Origin of the sequence: Acidovorax delafieldii 2AN, assembly GCF_000175235.1 — a bacterium.
Classification (GTDB): domain Bacteria; phylum Pseudomonadota; class Gammaproteobacteria; order Burkholderiales; family Burkholderiaceae_C; genus Acidovorax; species Acidovorax delafieldii_B.
The window spans coordinates 1-21,028 of record NZ_ACQT01000051.1 but is presented as its reverse complement, the minus strand read 5'-3'; the positions used below and the strand labels follow the sequence as shown (position 1 = coordinate 21,028).

Here is a 21,028-nt window from a genome sequence, read left to right as displayed (position 1 = left end):
TCCTGGGGGTTAGTGGGTCACTTCTGCGTGGAAATCAACACGCCGCGCTCCTGCTCGAGCGTTCGGCGCAGGTAGTCGACGACTATATGCCGGCGTGGCTCGCCGAGCGGAATTCGTCGAGGCTGCTGTCGGTCGCGTGGTGCACCTCGGCGGCGGCGCCCTTGGTGCGCAGGATCGTCGCGAACTCGTCGAGCGTCATGCCCTGGCGCAGATCACCGAGACCTGGCGGTGCCACATCTCGCGCACCTGGCAGCGGCTCGTCTGGACGATCCACTGAAATTCACATCGCCAGATGGGCTTCATGGTGCCGCGCGAAGGCGATCGGCATGCTGCAAAGCCGCCGGTCGTGAACGACAGGTCACGGCCAGTAGCAGCCGGTCACCGTAAACGAAAGCGGACGCCGCAGGCGGTCCGCCTCGACGGCAAAGTTAAACCACACGCACTGTGCCGGCACGCCCTCACAGATACATGCGCCACAGATTCCACCCTCCGAACGCCACCATCGCAGTAGAGATGACTAAACCAAGCGGGATAAAGGATTCACGGACCATCTTTGTCGCGCCATCGAGCCCGTACTTTCTTACCCACAACGTCGCCTTGGGACTGCTCTGCATGTACTCTCGAAGCGCCGCTTCGTTTCGCAGAAGACGGACGTTGCGAAAGCCGAAATAGATGCCCCCTACAACCAGAATTAGCGAAAGTATTAGCGCTTCCAAAATGCTTCCCTCCTTTGTGATTTAACGTCGGAGTTGACCGGCACGCACCGGCAAGGCGCCGCAAGACGTATGCTCCCGCGCACGGCTTGCGGCGCCTTGCCGGTGCGTGTCCGCGTCGAACGACCTGTTAGCCCGCAGGCCACGGAAGCTGCAAGTACTTGGCATTTTGTTCGGTGAAGGGCCTCAGTGCATCGAGGACTACATTGGCAATCACGCGCAAGGGCACCCAGGAGGGGTGCTTCATCCCAAGGAGATTCGTCTCACGCCCTGCGCCGGCGGGCAGTACTTGCGCCGGAACGGCGTCCAGTGCTCCCGCGAGAGCCAGTACCCACGCTTCCTGGACCTCATTCAGGTATCCCTGACCCACAAGATACTTTCCGGCACGTACATCGTCTTTGAGCTCCCAGGCGACATTGAAATCGCCCATTGCGGCGCATTGATCCTCCGGAGAGGAAGCGAGCATCTGCACCGCGTCGATGAAGATGCGGTACGACGTGTGGAACTCGCTCTCATCGGTCTTCAGTTCTGCCACAGACACCATGTGCGGACTAACGTGATGTATCCCGCAAAACCTGCGGGATAAACTGGACCGTGCGGGATATTCTGGACATTGATTCCTCCGGGAAGTGGCTTGCAGCACGGGTTTGCAAGCAGGCACCTGTTTAAATGTCCAGGTGCAAAATTCTGCGAAACCCGGCAAGCGTTAAGTCCGCAAACTATAGCGTGCCAGTAGGCTGAACTTGACCCGCCTTCTGTACGCTTTGGGCACCGATCAATCTGAATCAATGACTGCTTTTGGGAAGGGATGCCCACTGTCGGCTCAGGGCCCAAAGCAGCCTCTCATAGCAGCAACAGCGAGCCTCCAATAATCGACAAAATACCAACGACAGCGAAGAGGACTGCCAGAAGTTGCGCAAGCGAAGAGCCTTGAATCATCCAGCGGGTACGTGCCATGTCTTCCAAGGCTGGAGGCAAGTCCTTCGCCCCGGGCCCAAATACAGCTTCCGCTACTTCTCGACTGGTGGGACGGCGAACGACGATATGGCGAAGAGAGTCCCCGCCGAGCCCAAGCAGAAGTAAGCCGAACCCGATCCAAGCCCAACCCATCAGTCGATCCTCCCAATGTCTGTTACCGGCCGAATTTTGCCTTGTGACGCAGGTGACTGGAAATGCATAGCGGACATCGTTTTAAGGAACTTATGCAAGAAACTCGCGAACGGTAAGAACTCCCAGGAGAATGCTCATTGCCAGAAAAAGCCATGCCAATACTCCAAGTCCGAATGGTGCGTAGATACCTTCAAACGTCACGCGCGAATTACCTTCTGGAGTATTCGGATGCTTATCGCGCAATGGTGCGTTGAGCTTAGATGCGTCAACGCACAGCCATACGCAACACAGCGTGAGAAGCAACAGAATCCAAGCTGTCATTAGACTTTTCCTTATCTGCGCAATGTCGGCTTTTGGCCGTTGTGCGACCGTCGCAAAACGACCCTTTGCTGTCTCTCAAGCGTCTTGGGATTATGGAATTTGAGTCGCCGAACTTGAAGCACTAATCGACCGCACAGCGTTCGAGCTGAGCGGCTGGCGCACTCAACCAATCTTCAAGAATTGCAACTGCACCCTCTTTGCGGGCGAGGCAGAGGCATCAGATGCGTCGCCGTAGCACCGCCGCCGCAGCACCCGCGATCAGCAGCCCTGCCGCAAGCACGCTCCATTCGCTCAGAGTCGGAATCGACGCGGGCACCGCGACTGCCGCCCCGATCAGTACATTTTGTGAGACAGGGGACGCAGATGTGTAAATGGTGCTTCCTGCCTGGCGGGCCTCCAAGGTGCAGGTCCCAAGTGACACCATGCTGACCGTGGTGCCGCTCACCGTGCAAATGCCCGGGGTGAGCGATGCGTAGGTAATCGGGTTGCCAGAATTTGGGCCGATGTTGCTGGCCGCAGCATTGATGGAGAACGTTCCCCCGGCGCTGTAAGTCTGGCTAGGCACCGCGCTAAATCTCAAGGCCTGCGCGGTGGCAGGTATGCATAGGCGCACGAAACCGTGCCCGAACCGGACCCCATTGCTGCTGGCAAAGCCGCTGATACCGGCAAATGCCGCAGAGGTTCCACCTGCCCCGCCGCCGCCAGCCCCCGTGAGGTTTAAGGTACACATGGCCGTGCCAGCGGTTCCACCGCCACCGCCGCCACCCACCACATGCCCGCCGCCACCGCCGCCGCCAGCGCCGCCAAAGTTGGAGGTGAAGGCAATGGACACTCCGCTGCCGCCTTGCCCGGTGGTGCCATTGCCTGCCGTTCCCGAGGCAAAACTGCAGCCTTGTCCTGGTGCGCCACCGACGCCCGACTGGCCGCCTTGCCCGCCGCCGCCCGTGAGGGTAGGAGCATCTATGGCATTGGCTCCGTTGCCACCAGCATCGCCACCGCCAGCGCCGCCATTCCCACCGCTGCCCTGAACTCCGCCGTTGGTGGACTGTCCTCCGCCACCGCCGCCACCGCCAGCCACGATCACCCGCGAGCCAATGGCATTGCTCCCCAGTCGAAGGTCCGAGGCCTCGCCGCCGTTGCCCCCTGCTCTGGACTGGGTATCGGCCACCCCGCCCAAGCCACCATTGCCTTGACCGCCCACAAAGACGAACAGAGATTGCCCGGCTGCAGTAGCTAAGGTACCTTTGGCCGAGCCACCCAGGCCACCGGTGCTGCCCGAGCCCGCAACGAAGGCCCCGCCATTGCCTTGTGCTCCGAATACCTGTACGGCGATCTGGTCGACCCCAGCGGGCACCACATACGACTGCTGTGCGCCGGTGTACGCGTAGTCCTGCGTGGTGGTGCCGGGCTGGCACAGGGCTTGTGCCATTGCAGTGCCCATCCAGGCAATACCTGCGATAGTAACGAGGCTTGCACGCGCCATCTGCCACGGCCAGTCGGCCGCTAGACTGCGACTACCGCAAGAAAATTTGTCTGACGTATCTGTCATTTACAGGGTTCTTTTCCTACGAGAAGTTGGTAAAGCCGTAAAGCATGCGAAGCACACCGCGAGGCTGAATTATGTGAATCGCGGGTGCGCGCAATGTCACCGTCATTCATTCGCACAAATATGAAGCCCGTCAGCCGGGGGGCCGCCAACGGCTGCCCCTTAGTTCCAAGGTTGGGCGTCCGCAACCGCTTAACGTTAACGTCGGCTCCTGGCCGGACTCTGCCCCACAGCGAGGGACCCTAGCGGGCCCAACCCGGTCCCTTACACCCCTCAGACACAGGCATTGGTGGCAGAGCGCGAACACCTGGAGCATTTCAAACCCAGTTTTTTGCAGGATCGATCAGCAAAAAACCATCCAAGTGTTTCCGACCTGGCTCGGTGTACTGATCGTTTCTCCACCACGCGCAACCTCAAGCACATCTTCGACTTCAAACTGGGCGAAATGAACCGTCGAGTGCAAAACTTTCCAAACTGTACCGACTGCAATAACTTCTTCAGTAAATTGGACCAACAGTTCGAATGCATGAGAGTCGCCAGCGTTGACGCGAATACCTCTCGAATTATCGGGAAGAAGAATGCTTATCCAGCGCAATCGAACGCCAGATTCCAGTATATGGGTGGGCCTCCAGCCTGTGGCAGGGGCACGTATGATCCAGTCCATTCCCGGCGGGGGCGTGTACCGCGCTCTGACTCGAAATGATGGCATGTTCGTTACCTGTGCCGATGTCGTAAATTGGGTAGGTAGATGGCTGTAGGGAACACGGGCGACAAGCCTCCACGACCGCGAGATTGAGCCAATAGGAGACATTTTCCGGTTGGATCTGCCTCGCCCTTCGTTTTGCCCGACTGGAACAGCCATCCAGATGTCCTGAGTCGTGCCTTGGGCCGATGTCGGTCTATGGCCGTTGTGCGACCGTCGCAAAACAACCCAGAGGGGTCATACAGGCTGAGAGCGGCGAAACCGCCATTCATTGCAATGAGAGTTTGTGTTGCAACGTCATGCACCGCGATCGCAAGATCGTCTATCTCCACAGCGGGGGTCTGGCTGGCCGAGGCGGGTATTCTTCTCTCCAGCATCGCCACGATCGGTTGATTTCGTCTACACCCTCCAACTACGGCGTTATCCACCAATTCATTGCGTCGTTGCAAAATGGCTCGCCTAGCCTGCGACGAAACTCGGCGTACGCGATAGGGTCCGACAGGAGCTTCTGATTGGTATAGGCCTGAGCACAGATGGATCGAATGTCGCGATGGTCTTCGGCAACATTCCGCTGCTTTGCGCCCAAAGAGTATGAAACGATGAGCGCCAAGGAGACTGCAGCCGCACCGAATGACGCGATGAGTCCCTTGGAACGGTCAAGACCGAAAAGATAAAGCGATAGCCCACCCAGAAGGCCTAAGAACGCGGGAACTATTGAGCCGATGGCGCCAACCCGGCTCATTCCTCCGGCAGTGCCGGCGCTGGCTCCGATTAATGCCAGTGCAATCAATATCGCACCGGCCTCCTTCAACGCACTACGCTGCCAAACTGCGATCAGCGCGAAAGGAATGAGGAAGCCGCTTGCAGTAGCTGCCGCGAAGCCCGCCAGCACCGTCATTTCGTGGCTCACTTTTTCAGTTCCAGACCTTGAAAAACGACCCCGCGGTTGTTGCTCGGTGCGTAGTAATACTTGTTGGGCTCCAGCGTCTTCACCTGATCGCCCAATATGGTTTGCACAGCCGGGAGGTCATTCGGGGTAAGTCGTGGAAGTTGGAGCTCTTTGATGAGTGACGATGTGGACTTGCTGGTCAGTGCTCTATCCGCTTCAATGCGCCCGGGTCCGGCAGGGAGCCACGTCGCGCCAGGAGCTGGCTTGGGCTTGGGTATTGGAGCGGTGCCGGGTTGCGGTGCAGGCTGTGAAGTAGGCAGAATGATGCACCTCAGCGGTCCGGCGGGGCAGTCGACTTGAGCAATTGCAGAGCCTGTAAGTGCCAGGGTGAGCACGATGAGTAATTGAGGTTGCTGAGTCGAATACTTCATGGGACCTCTCCTCGTAACCCAGTGTTTGTGATATTTAGGCCCATACTCTTGCCTCCATCCGAAGAGTAGCTTCAATGCGCCCGGTAGATGCGCTCATCCGGTCCTGGTACAGCGGAACCTTCACGGTTACCGGCTTCTCCAGCGAAGCCGGGGAAAACCGGCACTCTTCTTCGATCGGTTCGCCATTGGGATCCACTTCGCCTTCGCGCTGCAACCAGTGGTATCGCACCAGCCATTCGTCGGTCGGTTGCTGGATGAACTTGGCGTGCGCAACTGGGTCATAAATGGTGACAATCAGCGAGTCGCGGAAGATCGAGACTCCCTCGTAGTGACCGTCCTTCCAGAATGCACGGTCCACCTCGTAGTCGGGCGCCTTCACTCCGAGCGTGACAGCATAGGACAGGCCGGGCCGATTCTGGTTCACTCGGGCGGTGTTCATCAGGAAGACGGTGGATAGATGGACCGGCTCGCTCATGCCGCTGCGAATCTCCTGGTAGGTGCGGCAAGCCGGAGAGTCCTCTTCGGCCTTGCGTCGGCTGAGCGCCCAGGGCTTTCCGCGAGGTGAAGCGACTAGTTCGATTTGGTAGACAGCATCGACACGCCGGTTATGTACGCTCTCCTGCTTTTGGACATCGTCGGGTAGAGTTGCAGACTCTATGTCCAGCCAAAGATCTACCCTACAGTCACCGAAGAGGAAGCGACGGAGGTTTTGGTAGGCCTCCATCGAGTTGACGATGCCAAACGCACCTGAATGGGAACGGTACGCATAAGCACAGGCAACGGGCAGGACTCGCCCTGTTTCGCCGGGTGGGTCCTGATACCATAGTGTCGCGTTATCAATCCGAACCAAACCGTCGCTGCCACGACCCACGAAGGTTCGCGATGCACCATGGGCAACCTCGTAGTCAAGCCGGTTAGTGCCGACCATCGTGAACCAATGGGTCGGGGGGGGCTGAATACCCGGCGGTAAGTAGTTGACTTTTCCGCCGATCGGCACAGTATCCAAATACTGGCGCATGGTATCTCGGTTGAATTTGCTAACGTCACCAAGGAATTCCGGCACGTTGAGTCCTGCGAACTCAATGCCGTTATGGGGGGTGGCGTAGGTAAAGACCTTGGCGACACATCCACGTACCGGCGCCGCCGGCTCTATACGGCCGGCAAAGTCGATTTGGGTCACTTCGTTGGCGGCGTTCTGCAACAAGGCGCGCACGACGAGTCCGCCCATGGAATGCGCCACCAAGTAGCAGCGGAATTCTGTGTCACGATAGCTGGGGTTGATTGCCAGCGCGCGTGGGCGGACGAGACGTCGCACCGTGGCGATCAATGCGCCCAATTCCCTAGCGTATTCGTCAATGGAACGGCTCTTGCCGTTGCCAAGCAAGTTGGACCCCGAGTCGTAGAAGCGGTGGATGATGATCGAGTTCAGCGGTATGCCAGCCTTGACATGCTCGGCGCCCTCATCGCCGGTAGTGAACGCAGGGTCCATCACACTCAGACCGTCCTCGTAGATCACGTTGTAGTCGTGCTCGTTGGCGAGCCGGACGACCGGGGATTCGAACATGTAAGAGCGTGGCCGCTCCTTGTTTGCACTGGCTCGATAGACGGAGGAGCCCACGTTGAACCCGCAATAGGGGTCTGCGGCAGTGTCGTCGCGTTCGTCGGCAGAGAACGCAAAGCCGCGTACGTAGATGATGGGATACCGGCGCTCGTTGGATTGCGTCGAAGCTTCAGTGGGCATGGAATCGCTCCTTAGGGTCGGCACGACTGTTGGGATGGCCTTCGCGGATGCTCGCCAAGTTGCGGACCGCGAAGCGGTGAGGATCAATCGGTGACGGGGCCGACATCGCAGCAGGGCGAGGAGGCGGGCGATCGTAGGCGCGAGAGCGGCGTGGCCTGCGCGACGAGTGCAGGCAATTCGTCGTTGCCGCCCACAAGCACGAGCGACTTGAAACGAAGCCAATCAAAGTGCTCACCGGGGTCACTGCGCCGCCCTGGATCAAGCTTGGCATGCGACACGACATGCTTCAGATTGGGGTACTTCGCCCAACAGTACCGCACGATGCGGGCTGTGGCTTCAATCTGCCAATCGGAGAATGGATCGTTTTTTTGTGCGTTTACGACCTCGATTCCCAGTGACCAGTGATTGACGCGGCCAGCGCCGCCGTTTACATCGGGGTGGGACGCCGCATTGCGCACATGCCATGCAGCCAGCGCTTCCGGCGCGCAGGCCCAAACCAGGTGCCCATGCTGCGCTTCGTCCTCGTCAGGCACCAGCCAGTGGAATGAGGCCGGATCGTCACGCCGCTTCATGACCGAGATTGCGCCCGAAGAGGACGTACCGGCGGTGGCATGGATCACCACAGCCCGGATTCCATAGATGGGGTCCACGCTGCGTTTGGTAGTACACCGCTCCCAGCAAGACTGGACACCCGGATACCACGGATCGCTCAGGATTATGTCTGGCGGCCGGTTGCGTTGGGGCAGGTTGAACTGGTACAGCCTGGGATTTTCCATGAGAATCTCCTCCAAACCTGCCGCGAAATTCTTCACCAAAGTGATAGTTCGGTCAATCCCTTTACCTGTCCGTTGGAGCCGATCACGTCGACAAACGGTCGGGGCAAGAGCAAAGATTGCGTGCTTTGATTGACCGCTCGTGGCCGATAGTACCCATTCGTGACCGAGATGCGAACGGCAGCAATCGCGTAGCATTCGCCCGTCGTGCAATTGTTCAAAACGTTATCTCCGGTAGGGAAGCCGTATGAACGGGCGCCTTTGCAAGCGCGCCGTGTTGTCGCAGAACTGGAGAGGTTGGGGGGCGAAATGACTTCGCCGCGAAGGGCTCCAATGCCTCACGAGTTCGTTCTTGCCCATGCTGGACGGATTGGACCGCTTTTATGCGGCCGGACAGCCAAGAGCTATAGGCTGCGGCTAGTTGAGAGACTCGCGGAGGGGCACTGTGAAGGTGCGGCCTCATTTTTCCTGGCTGGAGCAGGTGGCCACGATCGCGGTGATGAGCGTTACCGACTACGCGAGACAGCACAGCCTTTTGCCGACGCTACGAGTTGCTGATCGTGACACAGCGCCAACTCTTCACGGATCTACAGACAGGCGGGGGATCGTAAAAATCCTTGGATCACGACTGTACACAGACAAGGTGCACCTGTGCCCCGGTTGTGTTGCTGAGGATCTGTCGCATCGGGGCTTTAGCTGGTTTCGGCGCACCCACAATCTTGCAGGCGTTGTAGCGGATGTGAAACCTGCGGCTCGGCGAGATCTCATATTCGAGTCATCTTGACACACCACCCAATACGTAATATCATTAGTTACATGAAACACAACAGTCGCCTATCTTCCGTCCTGCATGCGCTGCTGCACATGGCCGAGCAGGATGGCCCCGTCACCTCCGAAACCATAGCGCAATGCCTGGGCACCAATCCAGTCGTCGTCCGGCGCACCATGGGGTATCTGCGAGAAGCAGGAATCGTGACTTCTGATCGCGGCCACGCGGGTGGATGGCGCATCCATGCAGACCTTCGCACGGTCACCTTGCGTCAGTTGCACGAAGCGCTGGGCGAACCCGCCATGTTCGCCATCGGCAACCGCAATGAAGCACCGGAGTGCCTGGTCGAGCAATCGGTCAATGCCGCGCTGGAAGGAACGTTTGCCGAGGCAGAGGCGCTGTTGCTCAAGCGATTCTCGGAAATTACTCTTGCCGACCTAGCCGCCGATTTCGCGCGTCGGCATGCAGCGGCACGACGTAGGAGGAGTTGACCATGCAGTACGACGTCATCGTTATCGGCGGCAGCTATGCTGGAATGGCTGCAACCCTGCAATTGATACGGGCGCGGCGGACCGTGCTGGTGATCGACGCGGGCGAGCGGCGCAACCGCTTCGCCAGCCATTCGCACGGATTTCTCGGCCAGGATGGCGTGGCCCCTGGAGAGATCGTAGCGAACGCTCGCCGCCAGCTCGAGGCCTATCCGACGTTGACCTGGCTTGAAGGGCGGGCCGAAGCTGTAACGGGACAGTTGGACGAATTCACGGTCACGACGTCCAACGGCGGCTCGCACCGCGCCCGCCGCATCTTGGTGGCCACCGGCGTGGCCGACCAGCTTCCTGCTGTCGATGGCCTCGCGGAGCGCTGGGGCAAGTCGGTCTTCCACTGTCCATATTGCCATGGCTATGAGCTTGACCAGGGCCGTATCGGCATCCTTGGCGCCAGCCAGATATCCATCCATCAAGCCGAACTGCTCACCGATTGGGGCGATGTGACCTTACTCGTCAACGGTGCCGCGGAACTGAGCCAGGAAGCCCGATCTGCCTTGGAGCGCCGTGGCGTGACGATCGAGGATGCAACCATCGACAGGATCGACGGGCATGCCGATGTGGCCATGGCCGATGGGCGCCTGCTTCGCTTTACGGGTCTGTTCGCGGCGACGCGCAGTTCTCCAGCCAGTCCCTTCGCGGAAGCGATGGGCTGCGCGCTGGAAGAAACGCCCATGGGCATGCAGATTCGCACCGATGCCGAGAACAAGACCTCGGTGGCTGGTGTATTTGCGTGTGGCGACGTGGCACGGGCACCGCATTCGGTATCGCTGGCCGTGGGCAACGGTGCCATGGCCGGCGTCCATATCCACCGGTCGCTGCTATGGCCCGAGCCCGTCGCCTCGACCCAAGTGGAAGGCCGCAACCGATAATTCTGTTCTCCGGTCCGGTGGACGTATCGAGCCATGTGAATGACAGCACGCTTACGGCACCAGGGATGCCAACGAAAGTATTCCGAGAGACCGAAGCAAGCGGAAGTTAGGGAGCTTTGCACTCACCAGGAAAGTGCGCATGCTGTGGCTGACAAGCACGGCGTGCTTCGGCCATCTGCCATGACTTGGGCGTTGAAATCGACGAAGTCGAACAATCCAGCCTCTGGGCGCTGTTCGAGCGACTGTTTTCACTGACGAGTGCGCAGCCTGTCGCCTTGAGCAATGCGCTTCAACTTGCGTTGGTCGCTGAGGAGGCGTCTACAAATGCTGGAGGGCTCTGTGGATTGAAGTGCTGGCTACTAGAAGAAAGCACTAGTAGCCTAGGTGCCCGAGGCAATAGCAGACAGCGAAGGCTACGCCATCTCGCAGCAAAAGAGAAAGCTCATAGAACAAGGCTTTGGCTGGGCCAAGACGGTGGGGCACATGCGCCAGGTGCTGGTGCGTGGGATCAAGAAGGTTGATCAGATGTTTGTGCTGACGATGGCGGGCTACAACCTCACGCGACTGCGTTCCTTGGGGCAAATCCGTCTGCAGGGGCAGATGTGAGGAAAAAAGGGCGAGAAATCGAGCTGGAGAAGGCAAAAAGGGCCCACCTGGAGTACTGAGTTTCAGAATACGGAAACTTGGCGCGAGAAATGCGCGAGGGCCGGGGATGAAGCTCGTGGGCGAGGGGAGTATTTCAGCAGCCTGCTAGTGGACCAAATATTGGGCTTTGCATTTTCCACCAGCGATTAAATCACTGCAGAGTTGGGCCTGCGGTTGAAAGCTGTGGCCTGTCGGAGTCGCTGGCGCAGGCCGACCTCGCCGAGCGAGCCGAGGTCTCGGTCAGCACGGGCAAGCCCCTCGAAAAAGCCGGCCAGTCCTCCGTAGTATCGCTGGTTCGCGTTGTGCAGGCCTTGGGACTGACCGAAAAACTGCAATCGCTGTTTGTAATCAAGTTGCAGTCGATTGCCGAGATGGAGCAGGCCCAGCTTGCCACACGTCAGCGGGCACCGCGCAAAACCCGGGCCGCACAGAAGGGCCAGCCATGGAGAAGTTGCGGGTGTTTTACGAAGGCTGGGGTGAGCGTTGACCCTAAGCTAGCGATAGCACTGCGCGCCATGCACGAAAGCCCCGCTGCTTCTTGGAGCATCGCATAGCTGGCGCGCGAGGTTGCGATGTCGCGTTCGGCTTTCTTCGAGCGTTTCAGCCAAGCCGTCGCTGTGGCGCCGATAACATATTTGCTGGCTTGGCGCATGGCGCTCGCCGGCGACTGTTGCGGCGCGGCGAACTGAAGATCGCCGAAATTGCGGAACGCGTTGGCTATAGTTCGGTCAGTGCGTTCGGTGTCGCATTCACCCAGCATGCCGCCCAGACGCTATTCGCAAAGCGAGGTTGACGATGCAGGCGTCAAATTATTGCAGGCCAAAGCGACCGCGCCCTTAGCGTCACAGGCAAGCCGAGGGTCTGTGTGTCGGATACGAGGGGGCGGATTCAACCGGTCACTCGGGGCGTTGCGAGTGACTGCAACCAGCGGCGAATTCAATCGGCCACCCAGCATCTAACCCTGACGGTAGGCTCCTAGCAGAGAGTAGTTATTCATGAACTGGTACTCCTGACACACAACAGCCGTTCGATTTGCGAGATCTCGTCAACGAACTGAATCAGTAGTACTCCGGGCTGGTCAAGTCTTCTAACAGTCCGGGCTGAGTTGGCATCCACTTGAGTTCAATCCTTGTTCGCCCGCTGGAAGCCGGAAAGTCACCACCCGCGAAACTGGCGAACCACCCAAAATGCTCGGCGCTCCGTGCTTGAACAGGCAAGCCCAGCTGTCGACCGATGACTTGGGCAATCGCCCTGAACTCAATGCCCTCATCAGCAACCGCGTGATAGGCGAAGCGTGGCTCAGCAACCTCCAGGATTTGACGGTACATACGTCCGGCGTCCAAGCGATGAACCGCAGGCCATCGGTTTCGCCCCTCACCCATGTAAGCAGAGACACCTGTGCGCCGGGCCAGCTCGATCAGGGTGGAAATAAACCCATGGTCGCCCACCCCGTGCACAGAAGGCGCCAGGCGCACAACTGAGACGCGCACTCCCAGCTCCTCGACGGCGCGCGCTTCGATCTCGGATCGACGGGGGTGCAACAGGTCTCCTTGTGGCATGTCCTCAGTCGCAAGTTGCCCCGGGCTTACCAGTGTCACACCGGAGGTCACGATAAGTCGGCGCCCCCCCCCTTGCAGCCCGGTGGCCAATGCCCGAATGGCCTTTCGGTCCTGTTCAGCGTTCTCGGCAAACCGCGAGAAGTCATGGTTGAAGGCCGTGTGAATCACAGCATCAGACCTCGCTGCTGTCTCGGTCAACAGCGACAAATCGTCGAGTGAGCCACGCACGAGACGAACACCTGTTGAGGCCAACGCCGCTGCTCGGTCCTCACTCCGGACAAGTCCGGTGACATAGTGTCCTGCATCCCGCAGCTCCTGAACCACAGTGGAGCCGACCCAACCGGTCGCGCCAGTAATGAAAACGTACATGAAATGCTCTCCTTAGCAAGAAAGGAGCACACTGTCGTCTGATCATTTATGCTGGTAAATACGTGACTTTATACCGGTATAAATCCCACCATTCTCCCCAAGCATGACCGTGGATTCAGACAACTCATCACTGGGCATCTACCTGCGGGATCGAAGAACCCGGATGGATCCGATTGCCCTGGGGATGCCCAGCACACGTCGCAGGACACCAGGCCTGAGGCGAGAGGAAGTGGCACAGCGCGCCAACATTAGTGCCACTTGGTACACGTGGCTGGAACAAGGCCGCGGAGGCGCACCTTCGGCAGAAGTGCTGCATCGCATAGCAGATGCCCTGCTGCTCACGGATGTGGAACGTGAGCATGCATTCATCCTGGGACTTGGTCGCCCCCCGGAAATTCGCTACCATCCAGAGTGCGGCATCACGCCGAGACTTCAACGCGTTCTGGACTCCTTCGGATCCACTCCTGCACTGGTGAGAACAGCCATGTGGGACGTTCTCGCGTGGAATCAGGCTGCATCGACGGTGCTCTCGGATTACGGGCAAATGCCGGTCCGCGAGCGTAACGTGCTGCGCCGAATGTTCCTCGACCCCGCCGTTCGCGAAGCTCAGTTGGACTGGGAGAGCGTGGCGAGCTTCATCGTTGCTGTCTTCCGCGCAGATGCCGCACGTGCTGGTGCCAGTGACGGCATGCACGTACTCGCTGAGGAACTCTGCAACGCCAGTTCAGACTTTGAACGCATGTGGCGCAACAACGCAGTGCAGCAGTCTGGCGAGGGCATCAAGCACGTCAGGCACAGGACGGCAGGCTTGCTTGCGTTGGAGTACTCAACGTTTCTCGTTGAAGGCAGACCTGATCTGGCAATGCTCGTCTACAACCCGGCGGACAGTGAAACTGCGATCGTGATCAAGGCATTGGTCGAGGCGCAGGTGAGATGGCCTGTTGACGATGCACAAGACTGACTCAGTACCAGCGGCCAGGAGTGGTGGTTCACCGCAGCGTGGCCACTGTCTAGTCAAGGCTGCTTGCGGATAGCTGGTGCACCCGTGCCAAGGGGCGTGTCCGAATTTTTGTGTAAACGGTTCGGACTTCAATTGACGGAGATACGGTCTCCGAACTGAATGGTAAATCGTGTCAGCGCAGCCTTCCAATCCCGGATGGGCATGGTCCACTTCTGGCTGATGTTGCGCAGGGCCAGATAGAACAGCTTGGTCAGCGCCTCGTCACTGGGGAAAGAGCCCCGGTTCTTGGTCAGTTTCCTCAAGCTCATGTTCACCGACTCGATGGCGTTGGTGGTGTAGATGACCTTGCGGATTTCGGGCGGGTAGTCAAAGAACGGGGTCAAGCGACTCCAGTTCCTGCGCCAGGACTGGCCGATGGGCAGGTACTCTGCATCCCAGCGGACCTCGAATTCCCCGAGCATCAGCTGGGCTTCCTCGGCAGTGGCGGCCGTGTAAATGCGGCGCAGGTCGGTCGCCACTTCTTTGCGGCGCTTCCACGAGACATAGTTCAGGCTGTGGCGCACCATCTGCACGATGCACAGCTGCACCACCGCCTTGGGGAAGACGGCCTCGATGGCGTCAGGGAAGCCCTTGAGCCCATCGACGCAGGCGATGAAGATGTCCTGCACGCCCCGGTTGCGTAGCTCGGTCACGACCTGCAGCCAGAACTTGGCCCCCTCGGTCTGCGCCAGCCACAGGCCCAGCACCTCCTTGTCGCCCGTCATGGTGATGCCAATGGCCAGGTACACCGCCTTGACCCGCACGGCGCCCTCGCGCACCTTCACATGGATGCAGTCCAGATAGACGATGGGGTAGATGGCATCGAGCGGGCGGGCCTGCCATGCCTTGACCTCGTCTGCCACGGCATCGGTCACCGAGGAAATCAGGCTGGGTGAGACCTCGGTGCCATACATCTCTTTGAGGTGGGCCTGTATCTCGCGAACCGTCATGCCGCGGGCGTACAGCGAGATGATTTTGTCGTCAAAGCCCGCCCAGCGGGTCTGGTGCTTGGTAATGAGCTGGGGCTCGAAGCTGCCATGGCGGTCGCGGGGCACTTCGATGGGCAGTTCGCCGAAATCGCCCTTGAGGGTCTTCTTACTCTTGCCGTTGCGGGTGTTGCCAGCGGGGTTGGCCACCGCTTCGTTGCGTTCGTGGCCGAGGTGTTCGGTCAGTTCGGCATCCAAGGCTCGCTCGACCAGCAGCTTGGTCAACTGCTTGAGAAGACCATTCTCGCCAATCAGGTCTTCAGGCTTCTTGTAATCGGCCAGCAGCTTCGCCAGCAGTTCTTCCGGTACGTCGTGTTTCTTGGTGCTCATTGTGCTTACGGACTGGCCGGCTTGCGCCGGCGGTGGATTGTCCGTCTACACAAAATTCTGCACACCCTCAGTTCTCATTCAGTTTGTCCTCGGCACTGCCCGTTTTGATCTAGGGTCCTTTCGACTCTACATCAGCGCCTGACGCCTGCCCGCCCCACGATCCGGTCTGTCTGTGCCTGGGCCTGTGGCAAAGAAGCAGCGTCGGGTTTGGTATTTCATGTTCAGTTGCGGAATTGTTGAAAGCTGTTCGTGTCTCCATCAACGCCTGCGCACCCGCCCCAGCGCAAACAACCCCATGAGCGACGACAGTGCCAGCAGGCCCCACTCCGACAGGGTCGGAATGCTGGCGGGCGCCAGAGGCGGAGTCACAGTGATGGTCACGGTAACGGGCGGGGTGCCGAACCCGTCAAACGCGGAGTAGGTGAAGGTGTCTGTGCCGATGAAGCCTGCGTTGGGCGTGTAGTAGAAACTGCCGTCGAGGTTGAAGGCAAAGGAGCCATGCGCTGGGAGTGAGACCGGCACAACGGTAAGGGGCAGCGCCAGGGGGGAACTGTCGTTGCCAAGCACACCTGGGGCGGCGACGATGAGGGGCGTATTGCGCGTTGTGGTGTAGTTGTCGGCCGCGGCAACAGGCAGCGGGCGCGCAGCCACCGCAAAGCTCTGCTGCACCTGCGGCGCAGGATCATAGGATGCGTTGCCAGCCTGATTGGCGTTGATAGTGCAGGTGCCAATGCCCGTGAGACTGACTGTTGCGCCGGCAACCGAGCAAACGGCACTGGCCGATGGGTCGATGGTGAACACCACGGAATTGCCAGATGCGCCGCCCGTGGCTGTGACCGTGTATGAACCCCCTACCTTGGCGGCCGCAGGCGCTGTGGAGGTGTACGTGATGGCTTGGGGGGATACAGCCCAGACCTGGAAGGCCAGGTCCCAGGTGCTAGCGGTGAGATCAGCATAGTCGAGAATCGCCATTCCGCCTGGATAAACATCAGCCACTGCGGCAGCCAGCAGCCCTGGACCTTCAAGAACAAATGAATAGGTGCTACCGGCGGTCACTGCAAAGGGGGTGGTCAGCACAATGTCCCTCATCGGGCCGCCTGATGAGGAGCCTGATAAGGTCACACCCGTTTGGGTGTATGCGGGTGTTCCAACAGAAAACGGGACCCCGCTTCCGCTGTTGCCGTTGTAGATGTATAGGGTGCCGGAAAAGTCACCGTCGATGGGCCGCACACTGATCCTGGAGATACTGGCTGACGCAGTGGCCGTGAAGGTTTGGCCTGTGGCCGACGATGCTATCGCCGCGTAGGAATCCGTTGGTTGCGAAACCATCTGCGCAAAAGTAGGTGCAGACATCAGTGCGAGCAACAGCGCGCCAAAAACTCTCAGTTTCATGGGACCCTCTCTTGTAAATATTGATTTGCGGAGCGATGGCTAGAAGCGCCGCCCGTTCCATCCATACACCACCCGACCGCAGATGCACACCGGCTGGGTGCCAGGATGGTGTCGCTATCACCCGCTGGCGCTGGCGCCGGCCCCGAGAGGCCGCCAGTCTTACGACCTGTTATGACATAAGAAACGTCGATTCCATGGGCGTTTGCAGCTGAAAGAAATTCCGCGCTAACGACGGCAACACCCCTCTCCCAGTCTTGGTAGGTCCGAGGCTTCACGCCCCCCGTGCAGCCATGTCGGGTTGCGAAAGCCCGAGCCAGCCCCTCTCCTCACGCAAGCACTCACCCCCAAGAAACACAGATTTCTGTACTCATAAGCCGTCATGCACGGAATTCCGTTTAACGGTTCGGCGTATTAACAGGTATCGCCATATGACACGATGGTACACACCGGCACGCATGGCGGGTAGGAGGTTTTGGCAATGGCAATGAATGCGGAACTGCGGCGCGTACATTCGACCTTCGAACTCGGTCGACTGCAACCAGCCTTTTGCAGCTCCCAATGGGTGAGGTGCATATTGCAGGGCAAGAACTTAGCACTGACCGGCCTCAAGGCGCGGTGTCATCACGTCACTGCAGGCGCTGCAGTAGATCCAGCGTCGGATAGCCGTCCGCCGGCAGGCCCAAGCTACGCTGGTATTGGCGAACGCCGCGCCGCGTAGCAGGGCCCATGGCGCCGTCGGGCGTGCCGCTGTCGAAACCCCGTACGTTCAGCGCCGTCTGCAACGCCATCAGCTGGCTGCGTGTCAGTGCCTGCAAATCGCGTGGCCAGGATGCTTGCACTGTAGGGCCACCAGCCAGCTTTTGCGCCAACAAGCTGACGGCGAGCGCATAGCTGGTCGAGTTGTTGTAGCGCAGGATCGTACGGAAGTTGGGGCCGACCAAGAAGGCCGGCCCGCGTACACCGGCTGGAACCAGAACCGAGGCACCCTCCAACGTCGGTAGCGGCGCGCCGTCCATAGCCTGCACACCCTCGTTCGCCCATTGGGTCGTTGGCTGTCGCACGTCAGCGTCGGCCCGCGCATAGTCGAATCCCGTCGGCAAGCGCACCTCAATCCCCCACGGCTGGCCGGCTTGCCATCCGGAGCGTGCCAGGAAGTTCGCGGTCGAAGCCATCACATCGGGGACGCTACCCCAGATGTCGCGGCGGCCATCGCCATCGGCATCGACCGCATAAGCCAGAAAGTTCGATGGAAGGAATTGCGTCTGGCCCATCGCCCCGGCCCACGAACCTATCATCTGCGCGCGGTCGATGTCTCGGTTCTGCAGGATTTTCAATGCGGCGAGCAACTGGCCACGTGCCCACTCTTCGCGTCGACCCTCAAAGCCGAGCGTCGCGAGGGCGTCTATGGTCGGAATGTCGCCGACGTTGCTGCCGTAATTGCTCTCCATGCCCCAGATCGCGACGAGGACTTCTGTCGGGACACCGTAACGCACTGCAATGGTGTCGACTGCGGGGCCCAGTTCCAGCAATTTGTCCTGGCCACGGGCGATTCGCTGCGCCGACAGCGCGCGATCAAGGTAGTCCCATACAGTACGGGTGAACTCGGGCTGCGCCCGATCCAACTCGATGACGCGCGCGATGAAGCGGACGTCATGGAATGCGGATTGGAGCGTTGCCTCGTCAATGCCGGCTGCGCGTGCGTCGGTGCTGAAATCGGCCACCCAGCGGGCAAACCTTTGGCTGTGTTCGACCTCGTCGGATACGGTTGGGGCCGGGCTCGCGCCGACCATCAATGGCGCGGGTGCCTTGGTTTCGACCGATGGTGCCGAGGCGCAACCGGCAACCGCAAAGATTGCCAGCAAACTGGGAACAAGCCAGCGGCGAGCCGATGCAGGGAAATGGGATGTGGTGTGCATTCACTCCATTCTCGTTGTTCTATAGGCCCAGGGTAATCTGACCCCCTCCGTTCCGGTATCAGGCCCTCGTTGCGTGAAACAACGCTGTGGTTGCATGCTGCGCCGAGGTGATCCATGGCTACGCCGACAACAGTGCATGGCAACGGTACAAGCGCTCCTTGAGCTCACGCTGGACTTCTGGATCAGAAAGGCCCATCGTTCCCTGGCAGGCGATCACATGGTGCCTGCCCGCTTCAGGCCAGTCCTCCAAGTCATCATCGAGCGCAATCCACTGCCGGGGCTTTCTGCGAACCGCATCGTCCATCACCTGTACGCCCCGCGGCATTGCACGAAACATGGACGAGGTCCAGGGATCAGCTCCATGCACACGCTTGTGAAACGTTCCACCGATAAACCGGGAACGCAGGGACTGGGGAAGACGCTTCAGGGTGGCGCTATATCCTGGCCGGATACACCAAGTGCTGCTCAACACCAGGGCAACAGCTGGATAGGGTTCGAGCGCCGCCTCCAGGAGGGGAATCCATTCGAACAAGGCATGCCCGGCAGCCTCGTACGGGCTCATGTAGATGCCAATGCGGGGATGCCAAAGTACCGCCTCATGGTGCACTACCCCGTCCAGGTCCAGATAAAGCACCACGTCCGCGCTGCGCGGCGTAGACGCAGGGAGATAGGGTGTGTTCTGCGCGGGTTGCATGGCGGTCGTGTTCAGGTTGGTCTGGACTATGAATGCACAAAGAAGGTGACACAGTATCGGTGCAGGCGTCTGACAACGTCCATGCTGAACGGTGTCGAGACGCGGGCCGGGGAGCGATGCCATGCAGGGGCGGCAGATTCACCGAAGCTAATGGGTGCGCCTGCATTGCCGGTTCTCCATTAGGATTTGTTTGGCGTTTCCACAGTTAAAAGGAAGATGAACTATGGACCTGATTGTTCTGTTCCTGATCGGCGGTTTGATTACCTGGTTCGGCGTCTATGTTCTCACCCGCGAAACGCACACTACCAGCCCATGCGCCGCGAACTACACGTTGGAGTGCAAGCCTGACGTCGATGGCCGGTTTCTGGCGGAGGTCGTTCCCGAACTGCCGGGCGCCCGAGCCTGGGGAGCCACTGCCGAAGATGCCATGGCGAAGGCCCAGTCTGTTGCGCTGCGTGTTTTGGCGCAGCGACTGCAGCGAGGCGAGATCAAGCCAAGCGCTATCCGCATGGAATTGAGAGTAACCGACGGGCAGTCGATCCCCTTGCAACTCCAGAACTCAACCAGTAATTTCAGGCGGCCGTGACGGCCCTCCACAGATCACGCTCCTTGGGAGCACCCATGCTGAGACACACGTGCCGCGGTCAATGGATGGCATGGATCCAACTGAAGCAACCATGGAAGTCGCAATTCGTCCCATTGAGACAGCAACGGCGTAGTGCTGCCTAAGTCGCTTCGCGTCCCAGTCGGGTTGGATGACCAGACAAGCGCTGACATCGCGGCTGCCTAAAACGGCGCAGGCGACCCCACGATCTCCACAGGCCCCGGCCCCGCGTAAATCACCTCCCCTGAGTGCCTCACAGCCACCCGCCAGGTCTCACCCACCTGGGTGACGGCATAGGCCTCAGGTTCCAGCGGCAGCACTGTCTCCGACGGGAGCACTCCTTCCACCTTCCAGGGCGGTGTGCACAGCAAGGTGGGGTAATTCCAGGGTGATGGTGTCGTCACGATCTTGCCTCGATACGAACAGGCCCGGGGCCCCGGTACATTTCCAGGGTACCGCCGAGCATCACGACCCAGTCATCGCCTTCCTGGGTGACGGTGTAGTTGCTGGGTATCCCCGAGAGAACAATGCGCCCGTCCCGCCCAGGGATCGTACAGGGCCAGATCAACACGGATGAATGTGCGCGGGGACCGTGGGCGCCCGCCGCAAGCAGCTCCGCTGGCTGGTCCAGAACCACCCGCTCCGTGCGTGTACCCTGAACCGGCGTAGCCTCCGGATACTCCTTGCGGATGGACGCCTCTGTCGCCGTGTGCCGGGTGTTGAACCACTTGCCCGCAGGCGACTTCACGCGCCATCGGTACTGGATCTCAACCCTCATACCAGCCGTACTTCAAAGTACGCACCTTCCGCTTCGCCAAGATCCCGGAATCCTGCCTGCTTGGCCGCAGCACTGGCCTTGCCCCAGGCTTTGAGCAGCGTGAGATCCCCTGGAGACACCACCTCAGGCTGCGATTCTTCCAGGCTGTACATGGTGTCCAGTGCCGCAGCCACCTGCTCTGGACCGCCCAACTGCTTTTCCAGCGCTTTGGCATAGCGGGTTTCTGCGCCAATGCGCTCCTTGGCAGGGAGCTCTTCGGGATAGTCGCGCAGCGCGACAACGTACATGGATTCGATGACTTGCATGGTGGTACTTCTCCGGTGTTTTGAACACTGTATGAAT

General features: G+C 59.6%; 19 protein-coding genes and 2 pseudogenes. 6 read left to right on the top strand and 15 right to left on the bottom strand.

Annotated features, from left to right (window positions below; all coding sequences use genetic code 11):
- Positions 1 to 458 precede the first annotated feature (458 nt).
- The 9 genes from ACDELDRAFT_RS09230 to ACDELDRAFT_RS09205 form a co-directional block, all read right to left on the bottom strand.
- The gene (locus ACDELDRAFT_RS09230) at positions 459 to 716 is read right to left on the bottom strand and encodes a hypothetical protein (protein ID WP_005795840.1); all 258 of its coding nucleotides are present in this window, start codon (positions 714 to 716) and stop codon (positions 459 to 461) included.
- Between the two features lie 127 nt (positions 717 to 843).
- Positions 844 to 1,257 carry a hypothetical protein gene (locus tag ACDELDRAFT_RS09225; RefSeq protein ID WP_005795838.1) on the bottom strand — a complete coding sequence of 138 codons (414 nt, stop codon included), beginning with the start codon at positions 1,255 to 1,257 and terminating at the stop codon, positions 844 to 846.
- 656 nt (positions 1,258 to 1,913) lie between these two features.
- The gene (locus tag ACDELDRAFT_RS25025; protein WP_005795837.1) at positions 1,914 to 2,144 is read right to left on the bottom strand and encodes a hypothetical protein; all 231 of its coding nucleotides are present in this window, start codon (positions 2,142 to 2,144) and stop codon (positions 1,914 to 1,916) included.
- A gap of 217 nt (positions 2,145 to 2,361) precedes the next feature.
- Positions 2,362 to 3,573: an IPTL-CTERM sorting domain-containing protein gene (locus ACDELDRAFT_RS25990; protein ID WP_050784153.1), complete on the bottom strand. Its 1,212-nt coding sequence runs from the start codon at positions 3,571 to 3,573 to the stop codon at positions 2,362 to 2,364.
- A 460-nt stretch (positions 3,574 to 4,033) separates the two neighbouring features.
- Positions 4,034 to 4,354: a hypothetical protein gene (locus ACDELDRAFT_RS25020; RefSeq protein ID WP_157764911.1), complete on the bottom strand. Its 321-nt coding sequence runs from the start codon at positions 4,352 to 4,354 to the stop codon at positions 4,034 to 4,036.
- A 451-nt stretch (positions 4,355 to 4,805) separates the two neighbouring features.
- Positions 4,806 to 5,303, bottom strand: a complete 498-nt coding sequence (locus tag ACDELDRAFT_RS09215) for a hypothetical protein (RefSeq protein ID WP_157764910.1) — start codon at positions 5,301 to 5,303, stop codon at positions 4,806 to 4,808.
- Positions 5,300 to 5,713, bottom strand: a complete 414-nt coding sequence (locus tag ACDELDRAFT_RS25015) for a hypothetical protein (protein ID WP_005795831.1) — start codon at positions 5,711 to 5,713, stop codon at positions 5,300 to 5,302. Before ACDELDRAFT_RS25015 ends, ACDELDRAFT_RS09215 begins: the two co-directional genes overlap by 4 nt.
- Before the next feature lie 34 nt (positions 5,714 to 5,747).
- A complete protein-coding gene (locus ACDELDRAFT_RS09210) occupies positions 5,748 to 7,454 on the bottom strand; it encodes an esterase/lipase family protein (RefSeq protein ID WP_005795829.1) in 1,707 nt (568 codons plus the stop codon).
- Positions 7,455 to 7,537: 83 nt separating this feature from the next.
- Complete coding sequence (locus ACDELDRAFT_RS09205; protein ID WP_232504749.1) at positions 7,538 to 8,266, bottom strand: N-acetylmuramoyl-L-alanine amidase; 729 nt, start codon at positions 8,264 to 8,266, stop codon at positions 7,538 to 7,540.
- A 777-nt stretch (positions 8,267 to 9,043) separates the two neighbouring features.
- On the opposite strand from ACDELDRAFT_RS09205, the gene ACDELDRAFT_RS24015 reads away from it, so the two are divergent.
- The 4 genes and pseudogenes from ACDELDRAFT_RS24015 to ACDELDRAFT_RS25630 form a co-directional block, all read left to right on the top strand.
- A complete protein-coding gene (locus ACDELDRAFT_RS24015; protein ID WP_005795826.1) occupies positions 9,044 to 9,487 on the top strand; it encodes an Rrf2 family transcriptional regulator in 444 nt (147 codons plus the stop codon).
- 2 nt (positions 9,488 to 9,489) lie between these two features.
- Positions 9,490 to 10,413, top strand: coding sequence for an NAD(P)/FAD-dependent oxidoreductase (locus ACDELDRAFT_RS09195; protein WP_005795825.1), 924 nt, complete (start codon positions 9,490 to 9,492; stop codon positions 10,411 to 10,413).
- Between the two features lie 384 nt (positions 10,414 to 10,797).
- A pseudogene (locus ACDELDRAFT_RS09190) lies at positions 10,798 to 11,019 on the top strand (transposase); the annotation flags it as partial.
- Between the two features lie 524 nt (positions 11,020 to 11,543).
- Positions 11,544 to 11,851 (top strand): annotated as a pseudogene (locus ACDELDRAFT_RS25630) (helix-turn-helix transcriptional regulator); the annotation flags it as partial.
- A gap of 265 nt (positions 11,852 to 12,116) precedes the next feature.
- Here ACDELDRAFT_RS25630 and ACDELDRAFT_RS09180 read toward each other — a convergent pair.
- Positions 12,117 to 12,986, bottom strand: coding sequence for an SDR family oxidoreductase (locus ACDELDRAFT_RS09180; protein ID WP_005795821.1), 870 nt, complete (start codon positions 12,984 to 12,986; stop codon positions 12,117 to 12,119).
- Between the two features lie 103 nt (positions 12,987 to 13,089).
- Here ACDELDRAFT_RS09180 and ACDELDRAFT_RS09175 point away from each other — a divergent pair, with 103 nt between their 5' ends.
- Positions 13,090 to 13,947, top strand: coding sequence for a helix-turn-helix transcriptional regulator (locus ACDELDRAFT_RS09175; protein WP_005795820.1), 858 nt, complete (start codon positions 13,090 to 13,092; stop codon positions 13,945 to 13,947).
- Positions 13,948 to 14,075: 128 nt separating this feature from the next.
- Here ACDELDRAFT_RS09175 and ACDELDRAFT_RS09170 read toward each other — a convergent pair whose 3' ends face one another.
- From ACDELDRAFT_RS09170 to ACDELDRAFT_RS09155, 4 genes are all read right to left on the bottom strand, one after another.
- Positions 14,076 to 15,302 (bottom strand): IS256 family transposase, encoded by a 1,227-nt coding sequence (locus ACDELDRAFT_RS09170; RefSeq protein ID WP_005795819.1) that lies wholly within the window; start codon positions 15,300 to 15,302, stop codon positions 14,076 to 14,078.
- Positions 15,303 to 15,560: 258 nt separating this feature from the next.
- Positions 15,561 to 16,694, bottom strand: a complete 1,134-nt coding sequence (locus tag ACDELDRAFT_RS24000) for an IPTL-CTERM sorting domain-containing protein (protein ID WP_005795817.1) — start codon at positions 16,692 to 16,694, stop codon at positions 15,561 to 15,563.
- Positions 16,695 to 17,320: 626 nt separating this feature from the next.
- Positions 17,321 to 18,610 carry a lytic murein transglycosylase gene (locus tag ACDELDRAFT_RS09160; RefSeq protein WP_040328625.1) on the bottom strand — a complete coding sequence of 430 codons (1,290 nt, stop codon included), beginning with the start codon at positions 18,608 to 18,610 and terminating at the stop codon, positions 17,321 to 17,323.
- A gap of 118 nt (positions 18,611 to 18,728) precedes the next feature.
- The gene (locus tag ACDELDRAFT_RS09155; protein WP_005795814.1) at positions 18,729 to 19,304 is read right to left on the bottom strand and encodes an HAD domain-containing protein; all 576 of its coding nucleotides are present in this window, start codon (positions 19,302 to 19,304) and stop codon (positions 18,729 to 18,731) included.
- Positions 19,305 to 19,527: 223 nt separating this feature from the next.
- Between ACDELDRAFT_RS09155 and ACDELDRAFT_RS25360 the strand changes: the two genes are divergently transcribed.
- Complete coding sequence (locus ACDELDRAFT_RS25360) at positions 19,528 to 19,890, top strand: type II toxin-antitoxin system HicB family antitoxin (RefSeq protein WP_005795812.1); 363 nt, start codon at positions 19,528 to 19,530, stop codon at positions 19,888 to 19,890.
- A gap of 792 nt (positions 19,891 to 20,682) precedes the next feature.
- Here ACDELDRAFT_RS25360 and ACDELDRAFT_RS09140 read toward each other — a convergent pair.
- Entirely contained in the window at positions 20,683 to 20,991 is a 309-nt protein-coding gene (locus ACDELDRAFT_RS09140; protein ID WP_005795806.1) for a hypothetical protein, read from the bottom strand.
- Positions 20,992 to 21,028 lie beyond the last annotated feature (37 nt).

Bases quoted from the DNA above. Each gene is read 5' to 3' on its own strand.
- ACDELDRAFT_RS09225 (WP_005795838.1), bottom strand. From the start codon at position 1,257: ATGGTGTCTGTGGCAGAACTGAAGACCGATGAGAGCGAGTTCCACACG.
- ACDELDRAFT_RS09180 (WP_005795821.1), bottom strand. From the start codon at position 12,986: ATGTACGTTTTCATTACTGGCGCGACCGGTTGGGTCGGCTCCACTGTG.
- ACDELDRAFT_RS25015 (WP_005795831.1), bottom strand. From the start codon at position 5,713: ATGAAGTATTCGACTCAGCAACCTCAATTACTCATCGTGCTCACCCTG.
- ACDELDRAFT_RS09175 (WP_005795820.1), top strand. From the start codon at position 13,090: ATGACCGTGGATTCAGACAACTCATCACTGGGCATCTACCTGCGGGAT.
- ACDELDRAFT_RS24000 (WP_005795817.1), bottom strand. From the start codon at position 16,694: ATGAAACTGAGAGTTTTTGGCGCGCTGTTGCTCGCACTGATGTCTGCA.
- ACDELDRAFT_RS09195 (WP_005795825.1), top strand. From the start codon at position 9,490: ATGCAGTACGACGTCATCGTTATCGGCGGCAGCTATGCTGGAATGGCT.
- ACDELDRAFT_RS25020 (WP_157764911.1), bottom strand. From the start codon at position 4,354: ATGGACTGGATCATACGTGCCCCTGCCACAGGCTGGAGGCCCACCCAT.
- ACDELDRAFT_RS25025 (WP_005795837.1), bottom strand. From the start codon at position 2,144: ATGACAGCTTGGATTCTGTTGCTTCTCACGCTGTGTTGCGTATGGCTG.
- ACDELDRAFT_RS25360 (WP_005795812.1), top strand. From the start codon at position 19,528: ATGGACCTGATTGTTCTGTTCCTGATCGGCGGTTTGATTACCTGGTTC.
- ACDELDRAFT_RS09155 (WP_005795814.1), bottom strand. From the start codon at position 19,304: ATGCAACCCGCGCAGAACACACCCTATCTCCCTGCGTCTACGCCGCGC.
- ACDELDRAFT_RS09160 (WP_040328625.1), bottom strand. From the start codon at position 18,610: ATGCACACCACATCCCATTTCCCTGCATCGGCTCGCCGCTGGCTTGTT.
- ACDELDRAFT_RS24015 (WP_005795826.1), top strand. From the start codon at position 9,044: ATGAAACACAACAGTCGCCTATCTTCCGTCCTGCATGCGCTGCTGCAC.
- ACDELDRAFT_RS09170 (WP_005795819.1), bottom strand. From the start codon at position 15,302: ATGAGCACCAAGAAACACGACGTACCGGAAGAACTGCTGGCGAAGCTG.
- ACDELDRAFT_RS09210 (WP_005795829.1), bottom strand. From the start codon at position 7,454: ATGCCCACTGAAGCTTCGACGCAATCCAACGAGCGCCGGTATCCCATC.
- ACDELDRAFT_RS09140 (WP_005795806.1), bottom strand. From the start codon at position 20,991: ATGCAAGTCATCGAATCCATGTACGTTGTCGCGCTGCGCGACTATCCC.
- ACDELDRAFT_RS25990 (WP_050784153.1), bottom strand. From the start codon at position 3,573: ATGGCACAAGCCCTGTGCCAGCCCGGCACCACCACGCAGGACTACGCG.